Source organism: Hymenobacter translucens (assembly GCF_020685205.1).
GTDB classification, from domain to species: Bacteria; Bacteroidota; Bacteroidia; order Cytophagales; family Hymenobacteraceae; genus Hymenobacter; species Hymenobacter translucens.
Genome location: NZ_JAJERB010000002.1, coordinates 1 through 21,959, shown reverse-complemented (window position 1 = coordinate 21,959; position 21,959 = coordinate 1). Strand labels below are relative to the sequence as shown.

The following is a 21,959-nucleotide window of genomic DNA, read 5'->3' as shown; positions in this document are numbered from 1 at the left end:
CCGCCTACGCCAGACTGTCGAGCAGCTTGGGTGCAGTACTGAAATGAATTCACCGTTCTCGTTTCCCAACCCTAATTGCTCTCGTATGAAATCACTCGTACCTTTTCACTTGGCTGGTGCTCCCCGGGTGCTTCACTGCCTTTCGGTGGCGCTGGCTGCTAGTCTGGCCCTGCCCGCCGGAGCGCAAACTGCCCGCCCGGCTGCTGGTCTTACTCCCAACACTTCCAACACGCGGCCGGCCGGCCTGATTGTTCCGCCGGCCCCGGCCCGGTCAGCAGCGTCTGCCCCTGTGCTGCCCCTGCCCGTAGTGCTGCTCGACGTACTGGCACCTACGCTCACCAGCGTATCGCCCGGTCGCAACCTGCGCAACGCCAGCCGGACCAGCAACGTGGAGGCTACGTTTTCCGAGGCGCTGCTGAACAACGCTTCCACCCAGAACGCGTTGCGGGTCTTCAGTGCCCAGCGCGGTGGCAAGCTGGCCGGTACGGCTTCCGTCAGCGGCAGTACGCTGTCCTTCAATCCCAGCACCGACTTCCGGGCAGGTGAAACGGTTTCGGCCACCATCACCACCGGCGTGCAGAGCAGCACCGGCAGCCTGGCCCAGCCCCAGGTAGTGCAGTTCATTACCGCCGTGGCCGGGGGCAGCGCCAACCTGTCGACGGGTGCTGCCACGCCGCAGGTAACCACGGGAACCAACTCCTTTAACCTGGCCATCGGCGACGTGGACGGTGATGGCGACCTGGACCTGGTCGTGCCCAACGTCAACACGTCCTTCGTCAGCGTCCGGATCAACAACGGGCTGAACTCCACCAGCTTCGTGGCCCCGGCCACCGGCGCCGAGGTAGCCGTGGGCGGCCCCAGCCGCACCGTTGTACTGGGTGACATCGACTCCGACGGTGACCTGGATATGGTAGCTACCCAGAATTTCGGTGGTTCTACCGTCAGCATCCGAAAAAACAACGGCAGCGGCGTATTCTCCGCTCCAGCCACCGGCGCCGAGGTAGCCGTGGGCAACTACCCCCTGGCTGCGGCCATGGGCGACGTGGACGGCGACGGCGACCTGGACCTACTGGTGGCCAACAACAACGACAATACCGTCAGCATCCGCCTCAACGACGGCAACGGGGTGTTCAGCGGTGGCAGCAACGTGAGCATCGGCAACTTCCCGCTGGGCATGACCATCGGCGATGCCGATAATGACGGGGACCTGGATCTGTTTACCGCCTCCTACGGCTCTGGTGCCGGCACCTCGGTGAGCCTGCGGATAAACAACGGCAGCGGCGTATTCTCCGCCCCGGCCACGGGCGCTGAAATTCCCGTGGGTACTGCCCCGGTGCAGGTGGCCGTGGGCGACGTGGACGCGGATGGTGACCTGGACATGGTAGCCTGCAACTACATGTCGAACACTCTCAGCATCCGCCTGAACAATGGTAGCGGCGTTTACCAGACACCGGCCACCAATGGCTCCGTCGCGGTCGGATCCAACCCCGAGCACCTGGCCCTGGCCGACGTGAACGGGGACGGCAGCCTGGACCTGCTTTCGGCCGACCAGTCGTCCAACCAGGTAAGCGTTCGGCTCAACAACGGCAGCGGCGTCTTTACGGCTCCCGCCACCAATGCCCAGGTGCCGGTGGGAACTCAGCCGTCGGGACTGGCCGTGGGTGACCTCGACAGCGACGGGGACGTGGATTTCGCAACGGGAAACTTCGGCTCGGCAAATACCAGCGTCCGCCTCAACCAGGGTACGCCCATCACCGACTTGGTTGTGTCCTCGCCCCAGAACGTGAGCGGAACGTACAATAACGTAACCGTAACCGGCACCGGCGTGGCTACGCTTACCGGCCCGCTAACCGTAAACGGCACGCTGGTAGTGCAGAGCGGCGGCCAGCTGATTACCAGGTGCCAAGCCCTGACCGGGGCCGGCAGCTTTACGCTGGATGCCGGTGCAACCCTGTCCATCTGCGACCCGGCGGGCATTACCGCTTCGGGGGCGACGGGAGCCGTCCAGGTTTCCGGAACCCGCTCCTTCAGCACCGATGCCATCTATATCTACGACGGCGCGGCCGCCCAGGTCACCGGTGCCGGTCTGCCGGCCCAAGTGCGGAATCTGGGTACCGTGAACAGCTCGCCGGTCACGCTCAGCAACCCGACCAGCGTGTCGCAGCTGGTGATTATGGGCGGCTCGGGCAATCTGAACCTTAATGGCAATGCCCTGACCCTGCTTTCCAGCGCCGCCGGTACGGCCCTGGTCGTGAACAGCGGCTCCGGACAGGTTGTAGGCAGCACCGCCGTAATGCAGCGCTTCATCGACGGCAGCAGCAACCCAGCGGGCATCGGCTACCGCCACTTCTCCTCGCCCACTACGGGCAGCACCGTTGCCGATCTGGCCACGACCGGCTTCACGCCCAGCGTAAACGACGGCTACAACACCTCGCTCACGCCGCTGGCTTTCACGCCCTTCCCCAACGTATTTCTCTACAACCAGAGCCGCCTGTCCAACTCGGCCACCGGTATCTCGGTGTTCGATAAAGGATGGCAGTCGCCGGCCAGCACGGCTGATCCGCTGACGCCGGGCCGGGGCTATAGCGTGCACATTGCCAACGGCGCTCTGGTGGACTTCCAGGGAACGTTTACGCAGACTGCCATCACCCTTGCCGGCATCACTCGCTCAAACCCGATTCCTTCCGCTGGAGCCGCCGACAAAACCGGCTGGAACCTGATGGGCAATCCGTACCCCTCACCCCTGGACTGGGGAACGGTAACGGATGCCGCCCGTACGAACGTGAATGCGGCCGTGTACGTGTACAAAAGCACGAGCCAGTACGGCGGGGTCTATACCTCGTTCGTGAATGGCACCGGCGCCGGCACCGGTCTGATTGCCGCCGGCCAGGGCTTTTTCGTGCGGGCCAGCACCGCCGGCGCGTCCGGCTCCATCGCCCTGACCAATGCCAACCGCGTCACGACCTACAGCGCGACGCCCACCTTCCAGCGTGCCGCCAGCACCCGGCCGCAGGTGCAGCTCACGCTAAGCAACGGCGCTGCTGACCTTACCGACGATGTATACCTGTACGCCGAAGCCGGTGCCACCGCAGCTTTCGATGGCAACTACGACGCCTACAAGCTGCCTAACAGCACCGGCCTGAACGTGGCAGCTGTCAGCAGCACCGACGAGACGCTGTCGGTACAGGGCCTGGCCCCGCTTACTGGCACTGACGTAGTAGTGCCCCTGCAGGTAACCGTGCCCGGTAGCGGGTCCTACACGCTGCGGGCTGCTCAGCTGGCTAATCTGCCCGCCGGCACCTTTGCCTACCTGCGCGATGCCTTCACCGGCGCCGTCGTCGACCTGGCCCGGCAGCCGGTATACACCTTCACGGCCAGTGCCACCAGCCTCGCTTCCCGCTTCTCCGTGCTGCTGACCGCAAGCCGGGTAATGGCCGTGGCCCCCTCGGCCCTTAGCCAGCAGGTGCTGCTTTACCCCAACCCGGCCCGTCAGGCAGTATCAATTGAGCTTCCGGTGGCACTGCGGCAGCAGGCAACTTCCCTGACGCTGACGAACACCCTGGGGCAGCGCGTGCGCAGCTTCACGCTGCCGGCTGACGGACGGGCTGAGGGCCGCACGATTTCTCTGGCCGGCGTTGCGCCTGGTTTGTATCTGCTGAACCTCACCACCCTGCAGGGCGTGGTCGTAAAGCAGTTGGTAGTCGAGTAAAACTGGCTACGTCCGGGCCGGGCGTACCGGTCCGGACGTGAGCTGCCTTTCCCGTTTCTCTGGTACTTTTAAAGAATATAATATGAAAACCTTCCCGACTATCTTTTCCCGGCTGACCGGCGGGCTGCTCGTAGTGCTTGCTGCCGGCCTGAGCCAGCCGGTGGTGGCCCAGGACCCGGACAGCGGTGGCCCAACCCCGACGCCCTCCACACCTACCTCCGTACCTATCGACGGGGGCGTGGCACTGCTGCTGGCGGCCGGTGCTGCCTATGGGGTAAAGCGGCTGCGGACGCGCCGCTAGCTTCAGGCTACTCGCTGAGCGTAAGAAGGGTCATTGGCTGCTGCCAATGACCCTTTCGCATTATAGCTGGCCTGGTCAGGGGCACAGGGTGTTCCAATGCCTACTGTAAACCCAGTACCCGTCGGATATGCTGCTGGTAGAGCGGGTTTTCCGTCATGCCGTTGTGGCCGGCCCCGGGCAGGGTGATGTACTCGTCGCCAGGCTTGAGAAGCTTCTTCAGCTGTAAGGAGCCCTGGTAGCTGATGACCTCGTCCTGGTCGCCGTGGAAGATGGTGATGGGCGCCGCCACCCGGGCCAAGACCTTATCGGTAGCCAGCGGGTAGCGCACGATAAAGCCGGGAATCCAGGAGTAGTGCTGCCGGGCCATTGCCGTCATGCTCGGGTAGGGTGCCTGCAGAACCAGCCGGCGTGGGTGGTGGCGGGAAGCCAGCCACGCGGCGGCCCCGGTTCCCAGGGAGTAGCCGAGCAGGACAGTACGAGCCTCAGGGTACTCAGGCAGCAGCTGCTGATAGGCGGTTTCGGCGTCGGCCAGAAACTGTTGTTCGCTGCTGATTTGCCCCTGGCTTTTGCCGTAGCCGCGGTAGTCGAGCACGAACACGTCGTAGCCGAGACGGGTGTAGGTCGGGGCCACGTCGCCCCAGGAGTCGAGAGCACCGGCGTTGCCGTGAAGGTAGAAGATCAGGCCTTTGGCCGGGGCATCGGCATGAAAAAGCAGGCCGTGCAGGCGGGTAGCATCGGCCATGAGAATCCACCGCTCCTCAAACTGCCCGGGGAAGCTGAAGCGGTGGGTAGCCGGCAGGCGGGAGGGAAAGAACAGCAGGTGCTCCTGCTTAAAGAACAGCAGCACGCAGATGCCCGCATACAGCAGGGCCGCAATGCCGAGTAGCGCGAGGATAAGCTTCATAACTTTCTAACAGTTAGCAAGTAATGATTAAAAAGGCGGTCATGCAGAGCGCCAGCGAAGCATCTTGCGTGCTGATGTTGGATTAACAACTCCTGCGTCAGCACGCGAGATTCCTCGGCTTCGCTCGGAATGCGTTCTGAATATTAAGAAATCAATTAGATCATTACCCCCCGATCGTGCTCATCGACTCAAAGCTGAGCTGATGCACGGGGCGCTGCCGCTCGGCTTCGAAGCCGTCGGCGGCCCGGTGGCGGAAGGCGGACTTCAACGCCTCTACTACTACCTCATCCGAAGCGCCGCCACGGAGCAGGGCCCGCACGTCGAGTACTCCCTGGTCGTAGAGGCAGGTTTTCAGGCCGCCCTCAGCCGTCAGGCGGATGCGGTTGCAGGTACCGCAGAAGGTGCGCGAGAAAGCCGCAATGATGCCGATGCTGCCCGCGTGGCCGGGGATGGTATAGTGGCTGGCCGTGTCGCCGGGGGCGGCGGCGGTCGGCATCAGGCCCGGGAAGTGGGCTTGCAGGTGCTCCCGGATGCGGACGTGGTTCCAGGGCAGGGTGGGGGCGTGGCTGCCGCCGTTGAAGGGCATTTCCTCGATAAAGCGCACGTCGACCGGCAACTCCCGGGTCAGACCGGCCAGGGGCACCAGGTCCTCGATGTTCTGCCCGCCCATCACCACCGCATTGATTTTGACGGTAATGCCGGCTTCCAGCAGGGCATAAAGCGTGTCGAGCACCCGGGGCAGCTCGTCGCGGCGGGTGATGCGCGCAAACCGGGTCCGGTCAAGCGTGTCGAGGCTGAGATTGACGGCCTTTACCCCCAGCTGCTTCAGGGCCGGGACGTAGGGCGCGGTGAGTACCCCGTTGGTGGTGAGGCTCAGGTCGTCGATGCCGGGAATGCGGGCCAGGCGCTCCATAAAGGGTACCAGGTCGCGGCGGACGAACGGTTCCCCGCCGGTGAGGCGCACTTTGCGCACGCCCAGCCCGGCCAGCAGGGTTACGAGCCGCTCCATCTCCTCGTAGCTTAGCAGCTCCTGCTTGGGCACGTACTCAATGCCCTCGGCGGGCATACAGTAAAAGCAGCGCAGGTTGCACCGGTCCGTGACGGCCAGGCGCAGGTACTCCAGTGGGCGGCCATGGTTATCAAACAGAACGGGGGAAGCAACGGGCATACTGCAAAGGAACGGCAAAACCGGTAAGCGGGCCGGCGGAAACAGGACGAGGTACGGGCAAAAAACGTTCGGTCGGGCTTTCGCCCCGTACTGCCTACTTTCGCATGCAAGCACCTGGCCTAAACAAATGAAACTGAAAATCTCCCTTTTTGGCATTACCAAGGAAATCGTGGGTAGCCCGGAGCTGGAAGTCTCCACTGCCGAAAACGCCACCGTGGCCGAGCTGCAGACCGAGCTGGCCCGGCAATATCCGCGCTTCGCGGAGCTGACCAGCCTCGCCGTGGCCGTCAACAGCGAGTACGCGGCCCCCGACCAGCTCCTGCGCCCCCACGACGAAATTGCCCTGATTCCGCCGGTGAGCGGAGGGTAAAAAATTGATAAGCAAGCCACCGTGTCTGTCATCCTTGATCTGGCGTCCGCCGAGCGAACCGAAGGTCGACGTAGTGAAGGACCTTATCAGGGTGGAACGACAGACGTAAATACTACAGCTCGAATGCAGATAGAACTTACCGACCAGCCTATTGACGTGGCCGCCGCCCTGGCCGCGGTGCAGGACGACGGCGCCGGCGCGGTCAACACCTTTATCGGCACCGTGCGCAACCAGTCGACGGGCAAAAAGGTGGTGCGACTCGATTACGAGGCTTACGACAAGATGGCGTTGCACCAGATGCGGCGCGTGGCCGAGCTGGCCCGGGAAAAGTGGCCTATGCTGCGGCAGGTGGCCATCACCCACCGCAAAGGCCGGCTGGAAATCGGCGACGTGGCCGTGGTTGTAGCCGTGAGCACGCCCCACCGGGCCGAGTCGTTTGCCGCCTGCCAGTTCATCATCGACACCATCAAGCAGGTGGTGCCCATCTGGAAAAAAGAAGAGTACGAGGACGGCTCGGTTTGGGTAGCGGCCCATCCCTGAGCAGGAGGAGAGATTTAGGGATAATGCACTATAGACGAAGGGGCTGCTCTAAATCTCCGAACTACCCAGCTCCTGCCGGGCCTGGGCCGCTTCCTCCGGGGTGTTGATGTTGCGCAGCTCCCGCGGGTCGGGGGCTGGGAGCAGCTCGATGTCGGAATTGATAAGGGCTTTGCGGGGACAGGAGTAGCCCAAAGCCAGGAAGCGCAGCAGCACGCCGTAGCTCTGGGGCTCCCAGATGGTAATCAGGGGCTCGGGAAACCCGTTGTCAGGGCTTTGAAAGGCCGTGGCCACTTTAGACCCGTTGCGGTGCGCCACCAGGTGCTGCAGCGTAGCTGCCGACAGAAACGGCAGGTCGCAGGCCACCACCAGCCACGCCGCGTCCGGATCGGTTTGCAGGGCGCTGAGGATGCCGCCCACCGGGCCCAGGCCCAGAAACCGGTCGGGCAGGGGCAGCAGGCCCGCGGGCAGATCAGCAACCTGGTCGGGGCGGCAGGAGACGTGTACGTCGGTGCACACCCGGGCCAGCAGGGCAGCGGCGTGCTCGCGCTGCTCAGCGCCGTGGTAGCGCAGGCGGCCTTTGTCGGTCTGCATCCGCTGGCTCTGCCCCCCGGCCAGTACCAGGCCGCGCAACGGCGGCAGCGCGGCCAGCCACCACTGCCGGATAAAGCCGGCAATGGCGCTGGTATCAGCCAAGGGCAGCAGCGGGATGGTGCGGCCGGCGAAATGATCTTGCAGATACCCGGGAGCCTCCGTGACGCCCTCCGGCAGCAAAATCAGCTGCACGTCGGTGAGGCGGTCGAGCTTGCGGTCCAGGGGCTTGGCCGGGTCGAGGATGATGACCTGCTGCCGGGCCCGGAAGTGGTTGCCGTTCACGAGCACCAGGCTTTCGTGGGTAAGCAGCTCCCGCTGGGCAAACGCGTCCAGCTCCCGGCGCTGGTCGAGGCGGCGAAACGTAATCTTGTCGGTGACTTCGGCGCTGGCCCCGGCCAGCAGGATCGGGCTGGCTCCCCCGGCACCACCTTCGGCAGCATCGTCGCCGGCGGCGTGGTCGGCGTCCACGTAAGCCACGCGCAAGGCCGGGCTAAGCAAAGGCAGCAGACGGGCGGTTAGTTCTTTGATTTTACCGCAAGGCGCCCCCAGGATAGCCAGCTCCTGCCGGCCAAACTCGCCTACGGTGGGGCGGGCCAAGGCGGCATGCTTGCGGTAGGGCTGGTGGTCGTTAGTCGGCATGATGAAAGTCGCTTTTGCCCCCGGTCTTGTCCAGCAGACGCGTCTCACTGATTACGATGTCGTGGGAGAGGGCCTTGCACATGTCGTACACCGTCAGGGCTGCTACCGATGCCCCGGTCAGGGCTTCCATCTCCACCCCGGTTTTGCCCGTCACAGTAGCCGTGCACACGATTTCGATGGTATCGGCGCTGATAACGCTGATGCTGACCTGGCAGTCGTCGAGGCCCAGGGGGTGACAGAGCGGAATCAAATCGGCAGTTTTCTTGGCGGCCATGATGCCGGCCAGAATGGCGGTCTGGAACACCGGGCCTTTACGGGTAGGCAGGTCGCCGGCCTGCACCAGCCCGACTATCTCGGCGCCCAGTACCACGCGGCTGCGGGCACGGGCCACGCGGCGGGTGGGCTGCTTGCCGCCCACGTCCACCATGGCGGGCTGACCGGCGGCATTCAGGTGAGTGAAAGGAGAAGTTGACATACGGGTCGGGATACGTAATGGAAAAAGGCCCGGCGTACGCCGTTCAGCCAGTACCTTCGGCCATGCAGCCGGGGCCGGCAAGGTAAAGCCGATTTTCCTGCTGCTTGTTTGATTTCGCCTATGATTTCCGTTGAAGAAGCTACCCGGCTGGTCCTGGCCTCCGTCCGCCCCCTGCCCGTGGAGCACATTCCGCTGCTGGAAGCCAGGGGGCGGGTGCTGCGCGAAAATCTGGTAGCCGACCGTGACTTCCCGCCCTTCGACCGGGTGGCCATGGATGGCATTGCCCTGGCCTTTTCGGCCGTAGCCGCCGGCCAGGCCGTCTTCCCGATTGCGCGGACCCAGCTGGCCGGCGCTCCTCCGGAGCCGTTGGAAGACCTTCGCACAGCCGTGGAAATCATGACCGGCGCCGCCCTGCCCTCCGGCACCGATGCCGTGGTGCGGTACGAAGACCTGCAGATCGAACCCGGACTCGACGGGCGCGTCACAGCCACGGTACTCGTTCTGCCGCCCGCTGCGGGCCACAACGTTCACCCGCGGGCGGCGGACCGCCAGCAGGGCGAGCTACTGCTGCCCGCCGGAACCCGGCTCGGGCCCGCTGAAATTGCCGTGGCCGCCACCGTCGGGGCCGCCAGGGTAGTCGTAACGCGGACACCGCAGGTAGCGGTGGTAAGTACCGGCGACGAGCTGGTGGAAATAGGCCAAACTCCCCTGCCGCACCAGATCCGGCGTTCCAACGCCTATATGCTGCGGGCGGCCCTGCTCGAAGAAGACGCCCGGGTAGAGCTATTTCATTTCAACGACGACCCGGCCGCATTGCGCGCGGGCCTGCCGGCCTTGCTGACCGGCTTTGATGCCGTGCTGCTCAGCGGGGCCGTTTCCAAAGGGCAGGCCGACTTCCTGCCTGCCATTTTGCAGGAGCTGGGCGCCGAACAGATTTTCCACGAGGTAAGTCAGCGCCCGGGCAAGCCGTTCTGGTTTGGGCAGAAAGCCGGCGGCGCCACCGTGTTCGCGTTGCCGGGCAACCCGGTTTCCACCTTCGTGAACTACTACCGCTACGTGCGGCCCTGGCTGCGGGCCTGCCAGGTGTCAGAGAGTCTGGCCGGGGCTCCGCAGTGGGCAGCCCTGGCGACGGCCGTCACGTTTCGGCCGGCACTGACGCACTTTCTGCCTGTGAAGCTGGAATCGGCCCCGGATGGCCGGCTGCTGGCTTATCCTCAGCGAGCCGGGGGCTCCGGCGACCTGGCCGGCCTGCTTTCCTGCGACGGGTTCCTGGAGCTGCCGGCCGCACAGACCGAATTTGCCGTCGGGGAGCCTTTGCCTTTACTTCGGTTCCGCCAGTAGCGCAGATTTACCGGTCCTAGCCTTCTTTGCTTTCGTCTTCCCGGAAATCGTGGCCGCAGTGAAAGCAGTGGTAGGGGCGCAGGGGCCGTAGAAACAGCAGGTTCAGCAGCCGGGGCAGGAAGTGCGTCTCGGTTTCGTCGGGCCCCTGCGACACGTCGGCCGAGCCACAGCGCGGGCATTGACGCCGGTCCGGGGCGTCATCCGGGCCGGAGACGGCCATCGGCACGGTCTGGTAGCGAAGCACTTCCTGGGCCCGGCTGAGGTCGGGCTGGCGCACGTGCAGCCGGATGCCCCCGGTAATGGGGCCGTAGGGCCGGTTCTCCCCGGTCAAAAAGCACGGAATATTCTCCGCGTCCAGGCGGCTCTTGGCCAGGTGGGCCGCTACGTAGTTGGCAAAAGAATCAACCACCACGATGGCGTCGGTGGGCGGAACAGAAGACATGGTGGAAGGAGCTGGAAGCCGGGAGTTACAGGGCTTAGAACATAGAACTCAGAACTTAGATTTCCCGCCGGATTCGGAATAAGGACCTTTTTTAGGTTGATTGCTCTAAGCCCGGCAGGCTTACTGCTCCGCCGGCCGGCCCAGCAGCCAGCCTTTGGGCCCTTTGGCACGGGTGCCCTTCAGAAAGTCAGCTAGTCCGCGAGTTATCCGCTCGGCCATCTGCTGCTGAAAAGCCGGGTCGGCGAGCCGCTTCTCGTCTTCGGAGTTGGATACAAAAGCCGTTTCCACCAGGGCATTCGGAAACTCAGTGGGGCCGTTAAGGCCGAAGTTGAAGGAGCCCACGTTGCCGAACCCTTTCAGGCCGGTCTGGCGCATCTGCTCATACAGGGCTACACTAAGCGGGCGGAAGGCTACGTAACGGTAGTAGGTGCTGGTGCCCTGCACCGAAGCGCTGCCCGAGGAGTTCACGTGGATGCTCACCAGCAGGTCGGGGTTGAGCTTGCGCAGCAGCAGCACCCGGCGGCCGTTGTCCACGCTCACGTCGGTTTCGCGGGTCATCAGCACCCGGGCCCCCTGCTCTTCCAGCTCCCGGCGCAGCTTCAGGGCAATGGCCAAAGTCAGGTCCTTTTCCTTGACCCCGGAGGCGCCGACCGCCCCGTGGTTGTCGCCGCCGTGCCCGGCGTCCACGGCCACGGTCAGGCCCTTCAGCCGAAGCCTGGCCGGGGGGCGCTTCACGCGGACTACCAGCGTGTTGCGCCGGTAGCCGATGGAATAGCCCCAGGACTGCTCGTGCTTCAGGTTGAGCACCATCCGAAACACGTCGGGCTGAATCTGCTCGTAGTGCACGTCGCCCAACTCCCGCAGGCCGTCCCGCTGGGTTATCCAGTTGGTGTTCGACGTAGCCCCGAAAATGTCGACCACGAGGCGGGTGGGCTCGGTCAGCAGCTGGGAGCGGTACGGCAGGCGCATATCCAGGGGCACCTGCACGTAGTCGTAGAGCGAGTCGCCGGATACGCTCCAGGAGCTGGTCAGGGAAGTCGGGACAAAGCCCCCGCGCGGCAGCAGGCGCACCACTTCGAGCGGCACCCAGGCCTGCTGCCCCTCGGCCAGCCGCACCCGGTACTGGTCGCCGACTTTGCCGGTCACGTGCAGCACCACCAGGGAGTCGAGGTAGCCTAGTTTGGCTCCGCCGAGGCGGTCTTCGCCCAGGCCGTAGTTCAGGTAAGCCAGGGCGCCCCGGGTAACCGCCAGCTGGGGTTCGTTGGGGTTCAGAAACCGTATCCGGCTCAGGGTGTGGGCCGTGGCCCGGGAGCTGTCGGAAGTCACGAGCTGAAACTGCAGGGTGCGGTCCTGCAGGGTGTCGCCGGGCCGCACCACGTAGGTGCCCTGGTACACACCCCGAACGCCCTTGGCGGTGGCGGGCAGCTCGGTAAGGGGCTGCCCGTTCAGGAACGTGACCCGGCTGCCGGGCCGGCCTTTCAGGCGCACCTGGAGCCGGTCGCCGGGCTGCAGCCACTGGCTGGCGGCGGGCACGGTTTCCACACTTTCAATCAGCGGGGCACTCCTCGGCGGCACGCTCTGGGCGGTGGCGCGGGAGAAAAGAGTGAGCAGGGGAACGAGCGGCAGCAGGAGCCGGAAAACAGGATTCATCAGCGGGCAGAAAACGAAAAGGGCGCAGCAGTCGGCCGCGCCCCTAAAGTTGCCGGTTTTTCCTCCTTACTTCCGCAGGGCTTCGCGTAAATCCTTTACGTCGCGGCCATTCTCCAAAGCCAGGAACTCGGCCTGCAGTGCTTTGATATGAACTTCATCGGTGGCGCGCACGTCGAGGCGGACGGTGCGGTAGCGGGCGTTCAGGTCGCGGTACACCTGGCCGGCGTAGTCCCAGTCGCGCTGGGTCCAGGTAGTGCGCCTGGCCCGGACCTGGCGCATAAACTGGGTGTAGGCGGAATTCACGTTCAGGGCCGTCAGCGTGTTCACGTCGGCGTAAGTACCCAGCAGCTCCTGGCGGAAGGCGCTTTCCGACCCGGCACTCATCGGCTGGCTGGCCCGTTCGCGGTTCACGGAGTCGTAGCGGGCCAGGCGGCGCTTCAGCACCGACAGCCGCGCCCGCGACTCTACCGAAAGGCTGTCGAGCTTCGTATCAAGCCGGGCGGCCTGGCGCTTGAGGTCTTCCTTGATGACCGGCAGCTTTTCGCGGGCAACCGTATCGGCTTTGTCAAAGGCGCGGTTCATGGCCGCGTTAAGCTGATCCAGCTCTTCTTCGGCCTTGGCCTGACGGCTGCGGGGTGTGCTGTCGCAGGCGGTAACGAGCAGGGCACCAACCAGCAGCACGGGAGCAATGAGGGAATGGAAAGCGGTTTTCATAGCCCTCTCTACGCAGCCCGACGGTAGGTGGATACCCAAGAGCGGTGCCGGCGGCTATTCCTGCCGCAGCCGGAAGGTGAAGGGCATTTCGTAGACCACCGCCACGGCGTGGCCGTCCTTGCGGGCCGGAATCCATTGGTTGGGAATTTCCTTGCTCGTGCGCAGGGCTTCCTCGTCGCAGCCGCCCCCAATGCCCATCAGCACTTTATGATTGGAGGCGCGGCCGAGCGTGTCCACGGTAAACTCGACAATCACCTTACCCTGAATCTTGCGGTCCTGGGCATTTTGCGGATAGGTGAGCTTTGAGGTGAACACGGCCAGGGCCGCATCGCCACCAATAAAGAGCGGGGGCTGCTCTACCCGGCTGCGCACCCACTTGTCGGGGCCCTGCTGCACGGAGTACATGATATCGTCGACAGGCCGGAAGTACGTCAGCTTTTGGGTTGTGTGGTCGTAGCGCTGGACCACCACCTGCCGGCCGTCGCGGGTGTAGGCATAGTATTCCCACTCCCCGACTTTCTTTCCCTTTTCCATCATTCCGCTCTCCCAATTGGTTTTGCGCAGCTTTTGGGCCCGGACTCCCAGGGGCAACAGCAGGAGAAGCAGTAACAGACTAAGTACAAGTTTTTTCATAGAGACGTTTTGAGTGGGAATTGAGGTTCTGAGTGGGATCAGAAGCAGGCGCTTCCGAAAGCATGAAACAGAAAGTCAGACTTTCAGAAGCAGAGCAGAGATTTGCGTGGGGTTGAGGTAGGGAAGTTAGTAAGTACTTACTACTGATGCAAATTAAAATATGACGCAACAAAAAAACAGCCTCTCCCTGGTCTGGATGCCAGGAAGAGGCTGATATCGTTTGCTTTAGCAAAAAAAAGATAACGCGCTGGTGTGCAGGTTGTGATAGCTAAGGCGCCTCGTCACTGAGCCGCTCCTGCAGATCGCGCATCTGGCTTTGCAGACCGGGCAGATGGGGGCACACCCGGGCCAGGCGCTCCAGCACGCGCAGGGTGCCTTTATCGTCGCCAAGCATGCGCAGGATAGTAGCCCAGCCACTGAGGGCGCCAAAGTGGCGGGGCTCGCGGCGCAGGGTTTCGGCAATATCGAGCAGGGAAGCGCGGTACTCCCCCCGCAGGTAGTAGGCCGTGGCCCGCTTGTTCCACCCTTCCGGCAAATCGGGGCGGGCCTCGATCAGGTGGGTGAAGTCGGCAATGGCCCGGCTATAGTCGTCGGCGGCCAGGGCCCGCATGCCGGCTTCGAGCTGCTTGTCGAGGGCCTGGTCGCCGGTAGCCAGCCAGATATGCCAGATTCCGTTCTGCAGGGCCTCAATTTCCAGGGGAGCCGTGGCCGTGCGCAGCTGAGCAAACAGCTCGTCGAGGTTGTTCATAGCCGGGTGGGAGAGGTGATACTGGCTGATACGGTAAGATCGGGCGTGGCGGATTATCAGCGCTTCGGATTGACGAGAAAGCCCGGCCTGAGGAGCCGGGCTTTTCCAGAAGGAACGCAGGCCGGGCAGCTCCTAGAACAGCGCCGCGGCTACCCGCCGGATGGACTCCGACTTGCCCATCGAGTAGTAGTGCAGGCAGGGTACGCCGTGAGCCATCAGCTCCCGGCTTTGGTTGATGCACCACTCAATGCCGACCTGGCGCACCGCGGTATTGTCAGGGCAGGCCTGGATGGAGTCCACCAGCTCGTCGGGAATGTTCAGGTAAAAGGTGCGGGGCAGCATGGTCAGCTGGCTTTTGGCCGTGAAGGGCTTCAGGCCGGGAATGATGGGGACCGTAATGCCGGCGGCCCGGCAGCGCTTCTCGAAGTTGAAGAACTGCTCGTTGTCGAAAAACATCTGGGTCACGATGTAATCGGCCCCACGGTCAATCTTCTGCTTGAGGTAGCGCAGGTCGGCGCCGTGGTTGGGGGCTTCGAAGTGCTTTTCGGGGTAGCCCGCCGTGCCGATGCAGAAGTTGGTCGGAAACGTGTCCTCCTGCTCCTCGTCGAGGTAGCGGCCGTGGTTCATGCAGGTAATCTGCTCAATCAGGTCGCTGGCGTAGGCGTGGCCGTCGGGCTCGGGCACGAAGTGGGGCTCAGTCTTGATCGGGTCCCCGCGCAAAGCCAGCACGTTGTCGATGCCCAGGAAGTGCAGGTCAATCAGCGCATTCTCGGTTTCCTCTTTCGAGAAGCCCCCGCAGGTAAGGTGGGGCACGGTGTCCACGTCGAACCGGTTCTTGATGGCGGCGCAGATGCCCACGGTACCGGGGCGCTTGCGCACCGTTTTCTTTTCCAGAAAGCCATTGGGGTGCTTGCGGTACACGTATTCCTCGCGGTGGTAGGTCACGTCGATAAACGGGGGCTTGAACTCCATCAGGGGCTCGATGTTGCCGAACAGGTTCTGGATGTTCTCGCCCTTGCGCGGCGGCAGCACCTCAAAGGAAAACAGCGTCTTGCCATCGGCACGGGACAGGTGTTCAGTTACTTTCATTAGTTGAGCGGTTCGCTTATAGCGGTTAGCTTTTTGCGAGTAATTAGTAAGAAGAATGAGGGCCAGCGGCTACGAGCTGACAGCTGCCGAAGCCTGCGGCTGGTAGTTGAGGTTGGGGGAAAGCCACCGCTCCAGCTCGGCGACCGGCATGTTCTTGCGGCGGGCAATGTCTTCGACCTGATCCGGCCCAATTTTGCCCAAACCGAAGTAGCGGGAGTCAGGGTGGGCGTAGTACAGGCCGCTGACCGACGAGGCGGGGTACATCGCCAGGTTTTCGGTGAGCTTAATGCCGGTCTGCCCGTCGGCGTCGAGCAGCTGGAACAGGGTGATTTTCTCGGTGTGGTCGGGGCAGCCGGGGTAGCCGGGGGCGGGCCGCACGCCGCGGTACTTTTCCTGAATCAGCTCTTCCTTGGTCAGCTTCTCGTCGGCGGAATAGCCCCAGAACTCTTCCCGCACCCGCTGGTGCAGGCGCTCGGCAAAGGCTTCGGCCAGCCGGTCGGCCAGGGCCTTGACCATGATGACGGAGTAGTCGTCGTGGTCAGCCTCAAACTGCCCGATCAGCTTCTCGATGCCCAGTCCCGCCGTTACGGCAAAGCCGCCGAGGTAGTCTTCCCGGCCCGATTCCTTGGGAGCCAGAAAGTCGGAGAAGGCCAGGTTGGGAATGCCGGGGCCTTTCTCGCCCTGCTGGCGGAGCGTGAAGAACTCGGTGGCTACGGCAGCCCGCTGGTCGTCGGCATACACCTCGATGGTGTCGTGGTCGACCGTGTTGGCGGGCCAGAAGCCGACCACGGCCCGGGCCGTGAGCAGGTTTTCGGCAATGATTTTCTGCAGCATGGTCTGGGCATCGGCAAACAGCTTAGTCGCGGCTTCGCCCAGGTTCTCGTCTTCCAGGATGCGCGGGTAGCGCCCCTTCAGCTCCCAGGTGTGGAAGAAGGGCGTCCAGTCGATGTACTCGGCCAGCTCGGCCAGCGGGTAGTTGTCGAACACCTTCGTGCCCAGGAACGTCGGCTTGGTGATGGGCGCGGTGGTCCAGTCGGCGTGGAAGCCGTTGGCGCGGGCGTCTTTGATGCTCAGGTAGTTCTTTTCGCGCTGCCGGCTGGCGTAGTCGGTGCGCAGGGCGGTGTACTCATCCTGTACGGTGCGGGCGTAGGCCTCGGCGCTGGAGCCGAGCAGGCTGGCGGCCACGCCCACCGAGCGGGAGGCGTCGTGCACGTGCACCATCGGGCCGGAGTAGTTGGGCGCCACCTTCACGGCGGCGTGCAGGCGGGAGGTGGTAGCCCCGCCGATGAGCAGCGGAATCTTCAGCCCCCGCTTTTCCATTTCCTGGGCCACGTACACCATCTCGTCCAGGCTCGGCGTAATCAGCCCGCTCAGGCCAATGACGTCGACGTTCTGCTTTACGGCCTCGTCCAGGATCCGCTCCAGCGGCACCATCACGCCCAGGTCCACGATGTCGAAGTTGTTGCAGGCCAAAACCACGCCCACGATGTTTTTGCCGATGTCGTGCACGTCGCCCTTCACGGTGGCCAGCAGGATCTTGCCCGCCGTCTGCCGCTCCGAGCCCTGCTTGTCGGCCAGCAGATACGGCTCCAGATACGCCACGGCCTTCTTCATCACCCGGGCCGACTTCACCACCTGGGGCAGAAACATCTTGCCGGCCCCGAACAGGTCGCCTACCACGTTCATACCGGCCATCAGCGGGCCTTCAATTACTTCCAAAGGCCGGCCCACCTGCCGGCGCACTTCCTCGGTGTCCTGGTCGATAAACTCGGTGATGCCGCGCACCAGCGCGTGCTGGAGGCGCTCGGCTACCGGCAGGCTGCGCCAGGCGTCGGCCACCACTTCTACTTTGTCCTTTTGCTTTACCGTCTCGGCGAAGTCCACGAGCCGCTCGGTGGCGTCGGGGCGTCGGTTGAGCAGCACGTCTTCCACCAGCTCGAGCAGGTCTTTCGGAATCTCGTCGTACACGCCCAGCTGGCTGGGGTTGACGATGCCCATGTCGAGGCCGGCAGCAATGGCGTGGTAGAGGAAAGCCGTGTGCATGGCCTCGCGCACCACGTCGTTGCCGCGGTAGGAAAAGCTGATGTTCGACACGCCCCCGCTGGTGAGGGCGCCGGGCAGGTTCTGCTTGATCCAGCGCACGGCCTCGATGAAGTCCAGCGCGTAGTTGCGGTGCTCCTCCATGCCCGTACCTACGGTCAGGATGTTGGGGTCGAAGATGATGTCCTGGGCCGGGAAGCCCACTTCGTTTACCAGGATGTCGTAGCTGCGCTGGCAGATTTCGATGCGCTTTTCGAGCGTGTCGGCCTGCCCGTTCTCATCAAACGCCATGACGACCATGGCCGCGCCGTATTGCCGCACGGTGCGGGCCCGCTCCCGGAATACGTCCTCGCCCTCCTTCAGGGAAATCGAGTTCACGATGCTCTTGCCCTGCACGCACTTCAGGCCGGCTTCGAGCACGGTCCACTTCGAGGAGTCAATCATCACCGGCACGCGCGAAATATCGGGCTCGGAGGCAATCAGGTTCAGGAAGGTCGTCATGGCCTGCTCGGAGTCGAGCATGCCTTCGTCCATATTTACGTCGAGCACCTGGGCACCGCCTTCCACCTGGTCGCGGGCCACCTGTAAAGCCTGCTCGTAGGCGCCGGTCCGGATCAGGCGGGCAAAGGCCCGGGAGCCGGTCACGTTGCACCGCTCCCCCACGTTTACAAACAGGCTGTCGGGGGTGATGCCGAACGGCTCGAGGCCCGCCAGCCGGGTTGCTTTCGGCAGCTCGGGCAAAGGGCGGGGCTTGTATCTTTCGGCCAGCTTGGCCAGCTCGGCAATGTGCTGGGGCGTGGTGCCGCAACACCCGCCGGCCACCGTCACGATGCCTTCCTTCAGGTAGTTTTCCACTACGGCCGCAAATTCCTGGGCCGACTCGTCGTAACCGCCAAAGGCGTTGGGCAGGCCGGCATTGGGGTAGGCCGAGATGTGCACGTCGGCCAGGCGGCTCAGCTCTTTCACGTAGACGTGCAGCTGGTCAGCACCCAGGGCACAGTTCAAACCCACGCTCAGCAAAGGCAGGTGGCTGATCGAGTTCCAGAAGGCTTCTACCGTCTGCCCGCTCAGGGTGCGGCCCGAGGCGTCGGTGATGGTGCCCGAAATCATAACCGGCACCACCTTGCCGCCCTCGTCGAAAAACTTCTGCACCGCGTACAGGGCCGCCTTGGCATTGAGCGTGTCGAAGATGGTTTCAATCAGCAGCGTGTCCGAGCCGCCTTCCACCAGTCCGCGCACCTGCTCGTGGTAGGCCGCGGCCAGCTCGTCGAACGTCACGGCCCGGAAGCCGGGGCGGTTGACGTCGGGGGAAAGGGAGGCGGTGCGGTTGGTAGGCCCGATGGCGCCGGCCACAAACCGGGGCTTAGCTGGGTTCCGGGCCGTAAACTCGTCGGCCACCTCTTTGGCAATGCGGGCCGACTCAAAGTTCAGCTCATATACAATGTGCTCAAGGCCGTAGTCGGCCTGGGCAATGGTGGTGCCGCTGAAGGTGTTGGTTTCGACCATGTCGGCCCCGGCCGCGAAGTAGTCGGCGTGGATGCCCCGGATGATGTCGGGCCGGGTGAGGCTGAGCAGGTCGTTGTTGCCGCGCAGGGGCTTGGGGTGGCTGGCAAAGCGGGCACCCCGGAAGTCGGCCTCGTCCAGCGTATGGCGCTGAATCATGGTGCCCATGGCCCCGTCGAGTACGAGGATGCGCTGCTGTAGAATATCGTAAAGCGGGGAATCGGGGCGGGGCGTCGGCTGCATGGAACTGCTCTTCGGTGAATCGGCAATAGTGTAAAGCCTATCCAGAAAGAGCCGCGCAGAGGCGAGTCCTGTACTTATCTTCTTCCAAAGCCAAAGTTTTGGAACGGGAGTTGGCACCTTGTTTTATTTCAGGTTGCCAAGACGTCGTCGGGCCCAGTCCCTCGGTCTTTCTGGATAAGTATCGATAGCAAAGATAGAACGCGAAAAGCTCAACGCCAAACCACCCCGGCGCCGCCCACCAGGGGCCGGACGCGGGTTAAACAGAAACCGGCATACAAGGGAAGCGGGGATTTGCGTTAGAATTGCAAATCTGAATTATTGCTTGCCTTCTATCTGATCTATATGCTGCTACGCTACTGTCCGGGCTTGCTGCTGCTGCTCCTATTTTCCACTCCCGCCTGGTCCCAGGCCCCCGCTGCCCCGGGCGGCGGAATACAGGGCGCCTACTTTGCCGGGGAGAACTTCGAGCGGATGGTGTTCGTGCGCACTGACGCAGTTATTGACTTTAACTGGGACAACACGGCCCCGGGCCCGGGCATGCCGGTGCAGTCGTATTCAGTTCGCTGGACCGGCTACCTGCTGGCGCCTGTATCCGGGGAGTACCGGTTTTCGACCGTAATGGATGACGGTCTGCGGTTCTGGCTGGGCCATAAGCAGCTCATCAACAGCTGGCGGCCCCAGGACCACGTGCCGGCCTCCGTGTCTATCCGGCTGGAAGCCGGGCGCTACTACCCCATTCGCATAGAATACTTTCAGCAGGCCATTGAAGCCCGCGCTGTGCTGCTGTGGCAGCGCCCGGATGCCCCCGCCCGGGAGGAAGTGGTGCCCACCCGTCACCTGTTTGTTCAGCTTCCACCCACGGCCAGGCCCATCCCGGTAGCGCCGCCCGTAAAACCACCGGTAGCCTCACCTGTCATTGCGGCAAACCCGAAGCCCGCCCCCGTTCGGGCCGCAGTGCCGGTGCGCCCACAGGAAACCGGCCGCCGGCCGCCGGTGCGCCGGCCAGCACCGGCGCAGCCCGCGACTATGGCTGAGCCCCGGGTTGGGTCCGAACTGTCGGAGCTGGGCTCCCTGGCCAAAGGCTCCACGGTGGTGCTGGAGCATCTTTACTTTGAGCAGGGCGTAGCCCGAATGCTGCCCTCCTCGTTGCCGGAGCTCGACAAGCTGGCTCAGCTGCTGAAAAGCCAGCCGGCCCTGCAGCTCGAAATCGTGGGCCACACCGACAACGTGGGCGACCCGGCCCTGAACCTGCAGCTTTCCCGGCAGCGGGCCGAGCGGGTGCGCGACTACCTGCTGCGCAACGGCGTGGAGGCCCACCGGCTGGTGGCCGAGGGCTATGGCGGCACCCGGCCGGTGGCCGACAACGACGACCCGCGTCAGCGCCCCCGTAACCGCCGGGTGGAAGTTGTGGTTCGGTAGCTGGCCGGTGGCTGTTGGCTATTGTTTCTGGTAACGCTGGGAAGGAGAATACAGCCTGGCTGCCTGGCCGCCGCGGCCGGGAATGGTGAAGTCTCGACGATTTAAAACATTTATGTAGGTACACTGGTTAGAGAGCATCAACCACGCCCGCGTATTGCGGGCTTTCCACTGTATCCGACATGAGTCAATCATCTGTTCTGTTTACTTCCTTCCAGGCCGGGGCCGTGAACCTGCCCAACCGCCTCGTGATGGCGCCCATGACGCGCAGCCGCGCCAACAACGAGGGCAACGTGCCCACCGACGCTACCGTGGCTTATTACGTGCAGCGGGCTTCGGCGGGCCTCATTATCACCGAGGGCGCCCAGGTTTCGCCGCAGGGAGTGGGCTATGCTTTCACCCCCGGCATCTACTCCGAGGCCCAGGTAGCCGGCTGGCGCAAGGTTACCGATGCCGTACACGCCGCCGGTGGCCGCATCTTTGTGCAGCTCTGGCACGTAGGCGCCATTTCCCACCCGTTTTTTCAGAACGGCGAGCTGCCGGTAGCGCCATCGGCGGTGAAGCCGGTGGGCGTGCAGGCTTACACCGACAAGGGGATGGAGGATATTCCCACGCCCCGGGCTTTGGAAATCCACGAAGTGAAAGCCGTGGTCGAAGATTTCCGCCGGGCGGCCGAGAATGCCAAAGCAGCCGGATTCGACGGAGTTGAAATTCACGGCGCCAACGGCTACCTCATTGATCAGTTTATTCAGGACGGTACCAACCAGCGCACCGACGAGTACGGCGGCAGCGTGGAAAACCGGGCCCGCTTCGCGCTGGAAATCGTGCAGGCTGCGGCCGATGTGCTGGGCGCCGACCGCGTCGGCATCCGTCTGGCCCCGAACGGCTCGATGGGCGGCATCAAGGACGCCGACCGCCTCGGCACGTTCAGCTACCTGACCGAGCAGCTCAACCGGTTTGGACTGGCGTATCTCCATGTGATTGAGGCCCTGCCCGGCCACCCGATGGCGGCCCCCGCCGGCCAGCCTGCAATTGCGCCGGCTTTGCGCCAGATCTTCCGCGGCCCCTTCATCCTGAATGGCGGCTACACCCAGGAAACGGCCGAATCGGCACTGGCCAATAAAGAGGCGGACCTGGTTTCTTTTGGAGTGCCGTTCATTGCCAACCCCGACCTGGTGGAGCGCTACCAGCAGGGTGCGGCCCTCAACACCCCGGACCCGGCTACCTTCTATGGTGGCGGTGAAAAGGGCTACATCGACTACCCGGCCATAGCTGAGCAGCAGGTGGGCCTGGCCCAGTAGCCGGTTACCGTTTCAGCCAAAAAGAGAAGGGGCCTTTTTCCCCTGCGGGGGGAGGGGGCTCTCTTTTTTGCTGGGGGTAGGGGGAGGGGGGGGGTGGCCCCGGGGCTTGCTTCCCGCCGGGGGGGGGGTGGGGGGGAAGGGG

Annotated in this window: 18 protein-coding genes and 1 riboswitch; of the genes, 7 read left to right on the top strand and 11 right to left on the bottom strand. The window is 63.8% G+C overall.

Features of this window, described 5'->3' with window-relative positions; translation table 11 throughout:
• The first annotated feature begins 85 nt into the window (after positions 1–85).
• On the top strand, positions 86–3,709 hold the full coding sequence (locus LJY25_RS03830) for an FG-GAP-like repeat-containing protein (RefSeq protein ID WP_227606914.1): 3,624 nt from the start codon (positions 86–88) through the stop codon (positions 3,707–3,709).
• A gap of 82 nt (positions 3,710–3,791) precedes the next feature.
• Positions 3,792–4,010, top strand: coding sequence for a PID-CTERM protein-sorting domain-containing protein (locus LJY25_RS03825; protein ID WP_227606913.1), 219 nt, complete (start codon positions 3,792–3,794; stop codon positions 4,008–4,010).
• A 100-nt stretch (positions 4,011–4,110) separates the two neighbouring features.
• Here LJY25_RS03825 and LJY25_RS03820 read toward each other — a convergent pair whose 3' ends face one another.
• Entirely contained in the window at positions 4,111–4,914 is an 804-nt protein-coding gene (locus tag LJY25_RS03820; RefSeq protein ID WP_227606912.1) for an alpha/beta hydrolase, read from the bottom strand.
• A 163-nt stretch (positions 4,915–5,077) separates the two neighbouring features.
• The gene (moaA, locus tag LJY25_RS03815; RefSeq protein ID WP_227606911.1) at positions 5,078–6,082 is read right to left on the bottom strand and encodes a GTP 3',8-cyclase MoaA; all 1,005 of its coding nucleotides are present in this window, start codon (positions 6,080–6,082) and stop codon (positions 5,078–5,080) included.
• A gap of 127 nt (positions 6,083–6,209) precedes the next feature.
• Here moaA and moaD point away from each other — a divergent pair, with 127 nt between their 5' ends.
• Entirely contained in the window at positions 6,210–6,452 is a 243-nt protein-coding gene (gene moaD / locus LJY25_RS03810) for a molybdopterin converting factor subunit 1 (RefSeq protein ID WP_227606910.1), read from the top strand.
• Between the two features lie 123 nt (positions 6,453–6,575).
• Positions 6,576–6,992, top strand: coding sequence for a molybdenum cofactor biosynthesis protein MoaE (locus tag LJY25_RS03805; RefSeq protein WP_227606909.1), 417 nt, complete (start codon positions 6,576–6,578; stop codon positions 6,990–6,992).
• A gap of 48 nt (positions 6,993–7,040) precedes the next feature.
• Here LJY25_RS03805 and LJY25_RS03800 read toward each other — a convergent pair whose 3' ends face one another.
• Together LJY25_RS03800 and moaC are read right to left on the bottom strand one after the other, a co-directional pair.
• The gene (locus LJY25_RS03800; RefSeq protein ID WP_227606908.1) at positions 7,041–8,222 is read right to left on the bottom strand and encodes an NTP transferase domain-containing protein; all 1,182 of its coding nucleotides are present in this window, start codon (positions 8,220–8,222) and stop codon (positions 7,041–7,043) included.
• Positions 8,212–8,697, bottom strand: coding sequence for a cyclic pyranopterin monophosphate synthase MoaC (gene moaC / locus LJY25_RS03795; protein ID WP_227606907.1), 486 nt, complete (start codon positions 8,695–8,697; stop codon positions 8,212–8,214). The genes LJY25_RS03800 and moaC overlap by 11 nt, the downstream gene beginning before the upstream one ends.
• A 120-nt stretch (positions 8,698–8,817) precedes the next feature.
• On the opposite strand from moaC, the gene LJY25_RS03790 reads away from it, so the two are divergent.
• Entirely contained in the window at positions 8,818–10,038 is a 1,221-nt protein-coding gene (locus LJY25_RS03790; protein ID WP_227606906.1) for a molybdopterin molybdotransferase MoeA, read from the top strand.
• A 16-nt stretch (positions 10,039–10,054) separates the two neighbouring features.
• Here LJY25_RS03790 and LJY25_RS03785 read toward each other — a convergent pair whose 3' ends face one another.
• The 7 genes from LJY25_RS03785 to metH form a co-directional block, all read right to left on the bottom strand.
• Entirely contained in the window at positions 10,055–10,480 is a 426-nt protein-coding gene (locus tag LJY25_RS03785; protein ID WP_227606905.1) for a putative signal transducing protein, read from the bottom strand.
• A 120-nt stretch (positions 10,481–10,600) separates the two neighbouring features.
• Positions 10,601–12,130, bottom strand: coding sequence for an N-acetylmuramoyl-L-alanine amidase (locus LJY25_RS03780; protein ID WP_227606904.1), 1,530 nt, complete (start codon positions 12,128–12,130; stop codon positions 10,601–10,603).
• Positions 12,131–12,196: 66 nt separating this feature from the next.
• Positions 12,197–12,844, bottom strand: a complete 648-nt coding sequence (locus LJY25_RS03775) for a hypothetical protein (RefSeq protein WP_227606903.1) — start codon at positions 12,842–12,844, stop codon at positions 12,197–12,199.
• Between the two features lie 54 nt (positions 12,845–12,898).
• Positions 12,899–13,477: an energy transducer TonB gene (locus LJY25_RS03770; RefSeq protein ID WP_227606902.1), complete on the bottom strand. Its 579-nt coding sequence runs from the start codon at positions 13,475–13,477 to the stop codon at positions 12,899–12,901.
• Between the two features lie 268 nt (positions 13,478–13,745).
• The gene (locus tag LJY25_RS03765) at positions 13,746–14,225 is read right to left on the bottom strand and encodes a tetratricopeptide repeat protein (protein WP_227606901.1); all 480 of its coding nucleotides are present in this window, start codon (positions 14,223–14,225) and stop codon (positions 13,746–13,748) included.
• 132 nt (positions 14,226–14,357) lie between these two features.
• Positions 14,358–15,314, bottom strand: a complete 957-nt coding sequence (gene metF, locus LJY25_RS03760) for a methylenetetrahydrofolate reductase [NAD(P)H] (RefSeq protein WP_227606900.1) — start codon at positions 15,312–15,314, stop codon at positions 14,358–14,360.
• A 69-nt stretch (positions 15,315–15,383) separates the two neighbouring features.
• Positions 15,384–19,100 carry a methionine synthase gene (gene metH / locus LJY25_RS03755; RefSeq protein WP_227606899.1) on the bottom strand — a complete coding sequence of 1,239 codons (3,717 nt, stop codon included), beginning with the start codon at positions 19,098–19,100 and terminating at the stop codon, positions 15,384–15,386.
• Positions 19,101–19,171: 71 nt separating this feature from the next.
• A riboswitch (SAM riboswitch) is annotated at positions 19,172–19,281 on the bottom strand.
• A 161-nt stretch (positions 19,282–19,442) separates the two neighbouring features.
• On the opposite strand from metH, the gene LJY25_RS03750 reads away from it, so the two are divergent.
• A complete protein-coding gene (locus LJY25_RS03750) occupies positions 19,443–20,519 on the top strand; it encodes a PA14 domain-containing protein (protein WP_227606898.1) in 1,077 nt (358 codons plus the stop codon).
• Between the two features lie 179 nt (positions 20,520–20,698).
• A complete protein-coding gene (locus LJY25_RS03745; RefSeq protein WP_227606897.1) occupies positions 20,699–21,817 on the top strand; it encodes an alkene reductase in 1,119 nt (372 codons plus the stop codon).
• Positions 21,818–21,959: the final 142 nt, after the last annotated feature.

Bases quoted from the DNA above. Each gene is read 5' to 3' on its own strand.
- LJY25_RS03830 (WP_227606914.1), top strand. From the start codon at position 86: ATGAAATCACTCGTACCTTTTCACTTGGCTGGTGCTCCCCGGGTGCTT.
- LJY25_RS03825 (WP_227606913.1), top strand. From the start codon at position 3,792: ATGAAAACCTTCCCGACTATCTTTTCCCGGCTGACCGGCGGGCTGCTC.
- LJY25_RS03820 (WP_227606912.1), bottom strand. From the start codon at position 4,914: ATGAAGCTTATCCTCGCGCTACTCGGCATTGCGGCCCTGCTGTATGCG.
- moaA (WP_227606911.1), bottom strand. From the start codon at position 6,082: ATGCCCGTTGCTTCCCCCGTTCTGTTTGATAACCATGGCCGCCCACTG.
- moaD (WP_227606910.1), top strand. From the start codon at position 6,210: ATGAAACTGAAAATCTCCCTTTTTGGCATTACCAAGGAAATCGTGGGT.
- LJY25_RS03805 (WP_227606909.1), top strand. From the start codon at position 6,576: ATGCAGATAGAACTTACCGACCAGCCTATTGACGTGGCCGCCGCCCTG.
- LJY25_RS03800 (WP_227606908.1), bottom strand. From the start codon at position 8,222: ATGCCGACTAACGACCACCAGCCCTACCGCAAGCATGCCGCCTTGGCC.
- moaC (WP_227606907.1), bottom strand. From the start codon at position 8,697: ATGTCAACTTCTCCTTTCACTCACCTGAATGCCGCCGGTCAGCCCGCC.
- LJY25_RS03790 (WP_227606906.1), top strand. From the start codon at position 8,818: ATGATTTCCGTTGAAGAAGCTACCCGGCTGGTCCTGGCCTCCGTCCGC.
- LJY25_RS03785 (WP_227606905.1), bottom strand. From the start codon at position 10,480: ATGTCTTCTGTTCCGCCCACCGACGCCATCGTGGTGGTTGATTCTTTT.
- LJY25_RS03780 (WP_227606904.1), bottom strand. From the start codon at position 12,130: ATGAATCCTGTTTTCCGGCTCCTGCTGCCGCTCGTTCCCCTGCTCACT.
- LJY25_RS03775 (WP_227606903.1), bottom strand. From the start codon at position 12,844: ATGAAAACCGCTTTCCATTCCCTCATTGCTCCCGTGCTGCTGGTTGGT.
- LJY25_RS03770 (WP_227606902.1), bottom strand. From the start codon at position 13,477: ATGAAAAAACTTGTACTTAGTCTGTTACTGCTTCTCCTGCTGTTGCCC.
- LJY25_RS03765 (WP_227606901.1), bottom strand. From the start codon at position 14,225: ATGAACAACCTCGACGAGCTGTTTGCTCAGCTGCGCACGGCCACGGCT.
- metF (WP_227606900.1), bottom strand. From the start codon at position 15,314: ATGAAAGTAACTGAACACCTGTCCCGTGCCGATGGCAAGACGCTGTTT.
- metH (WP_227606899.1), bottom strand. From the start codon at position 19,100: ATGCAGCCGACGCCCCGCCCCGATTCCCCGCTTTACGATATTCTACAG.
- LJY25_RS03750 (WP_227606898.1), top strand. From the start codon at position 19,443: ATGCTGCTACGCTACTGTCCGGGCTTGCTGCTGCTGCTCCTATTTTCC.
- LJY25_RS03745 (WP_227606897.1), top strand. From the start codon at position 20,699: ATGAGTCAATCATCTGTTCTGTTTACTTCCTTCCAGGCCGGGGCCGTG.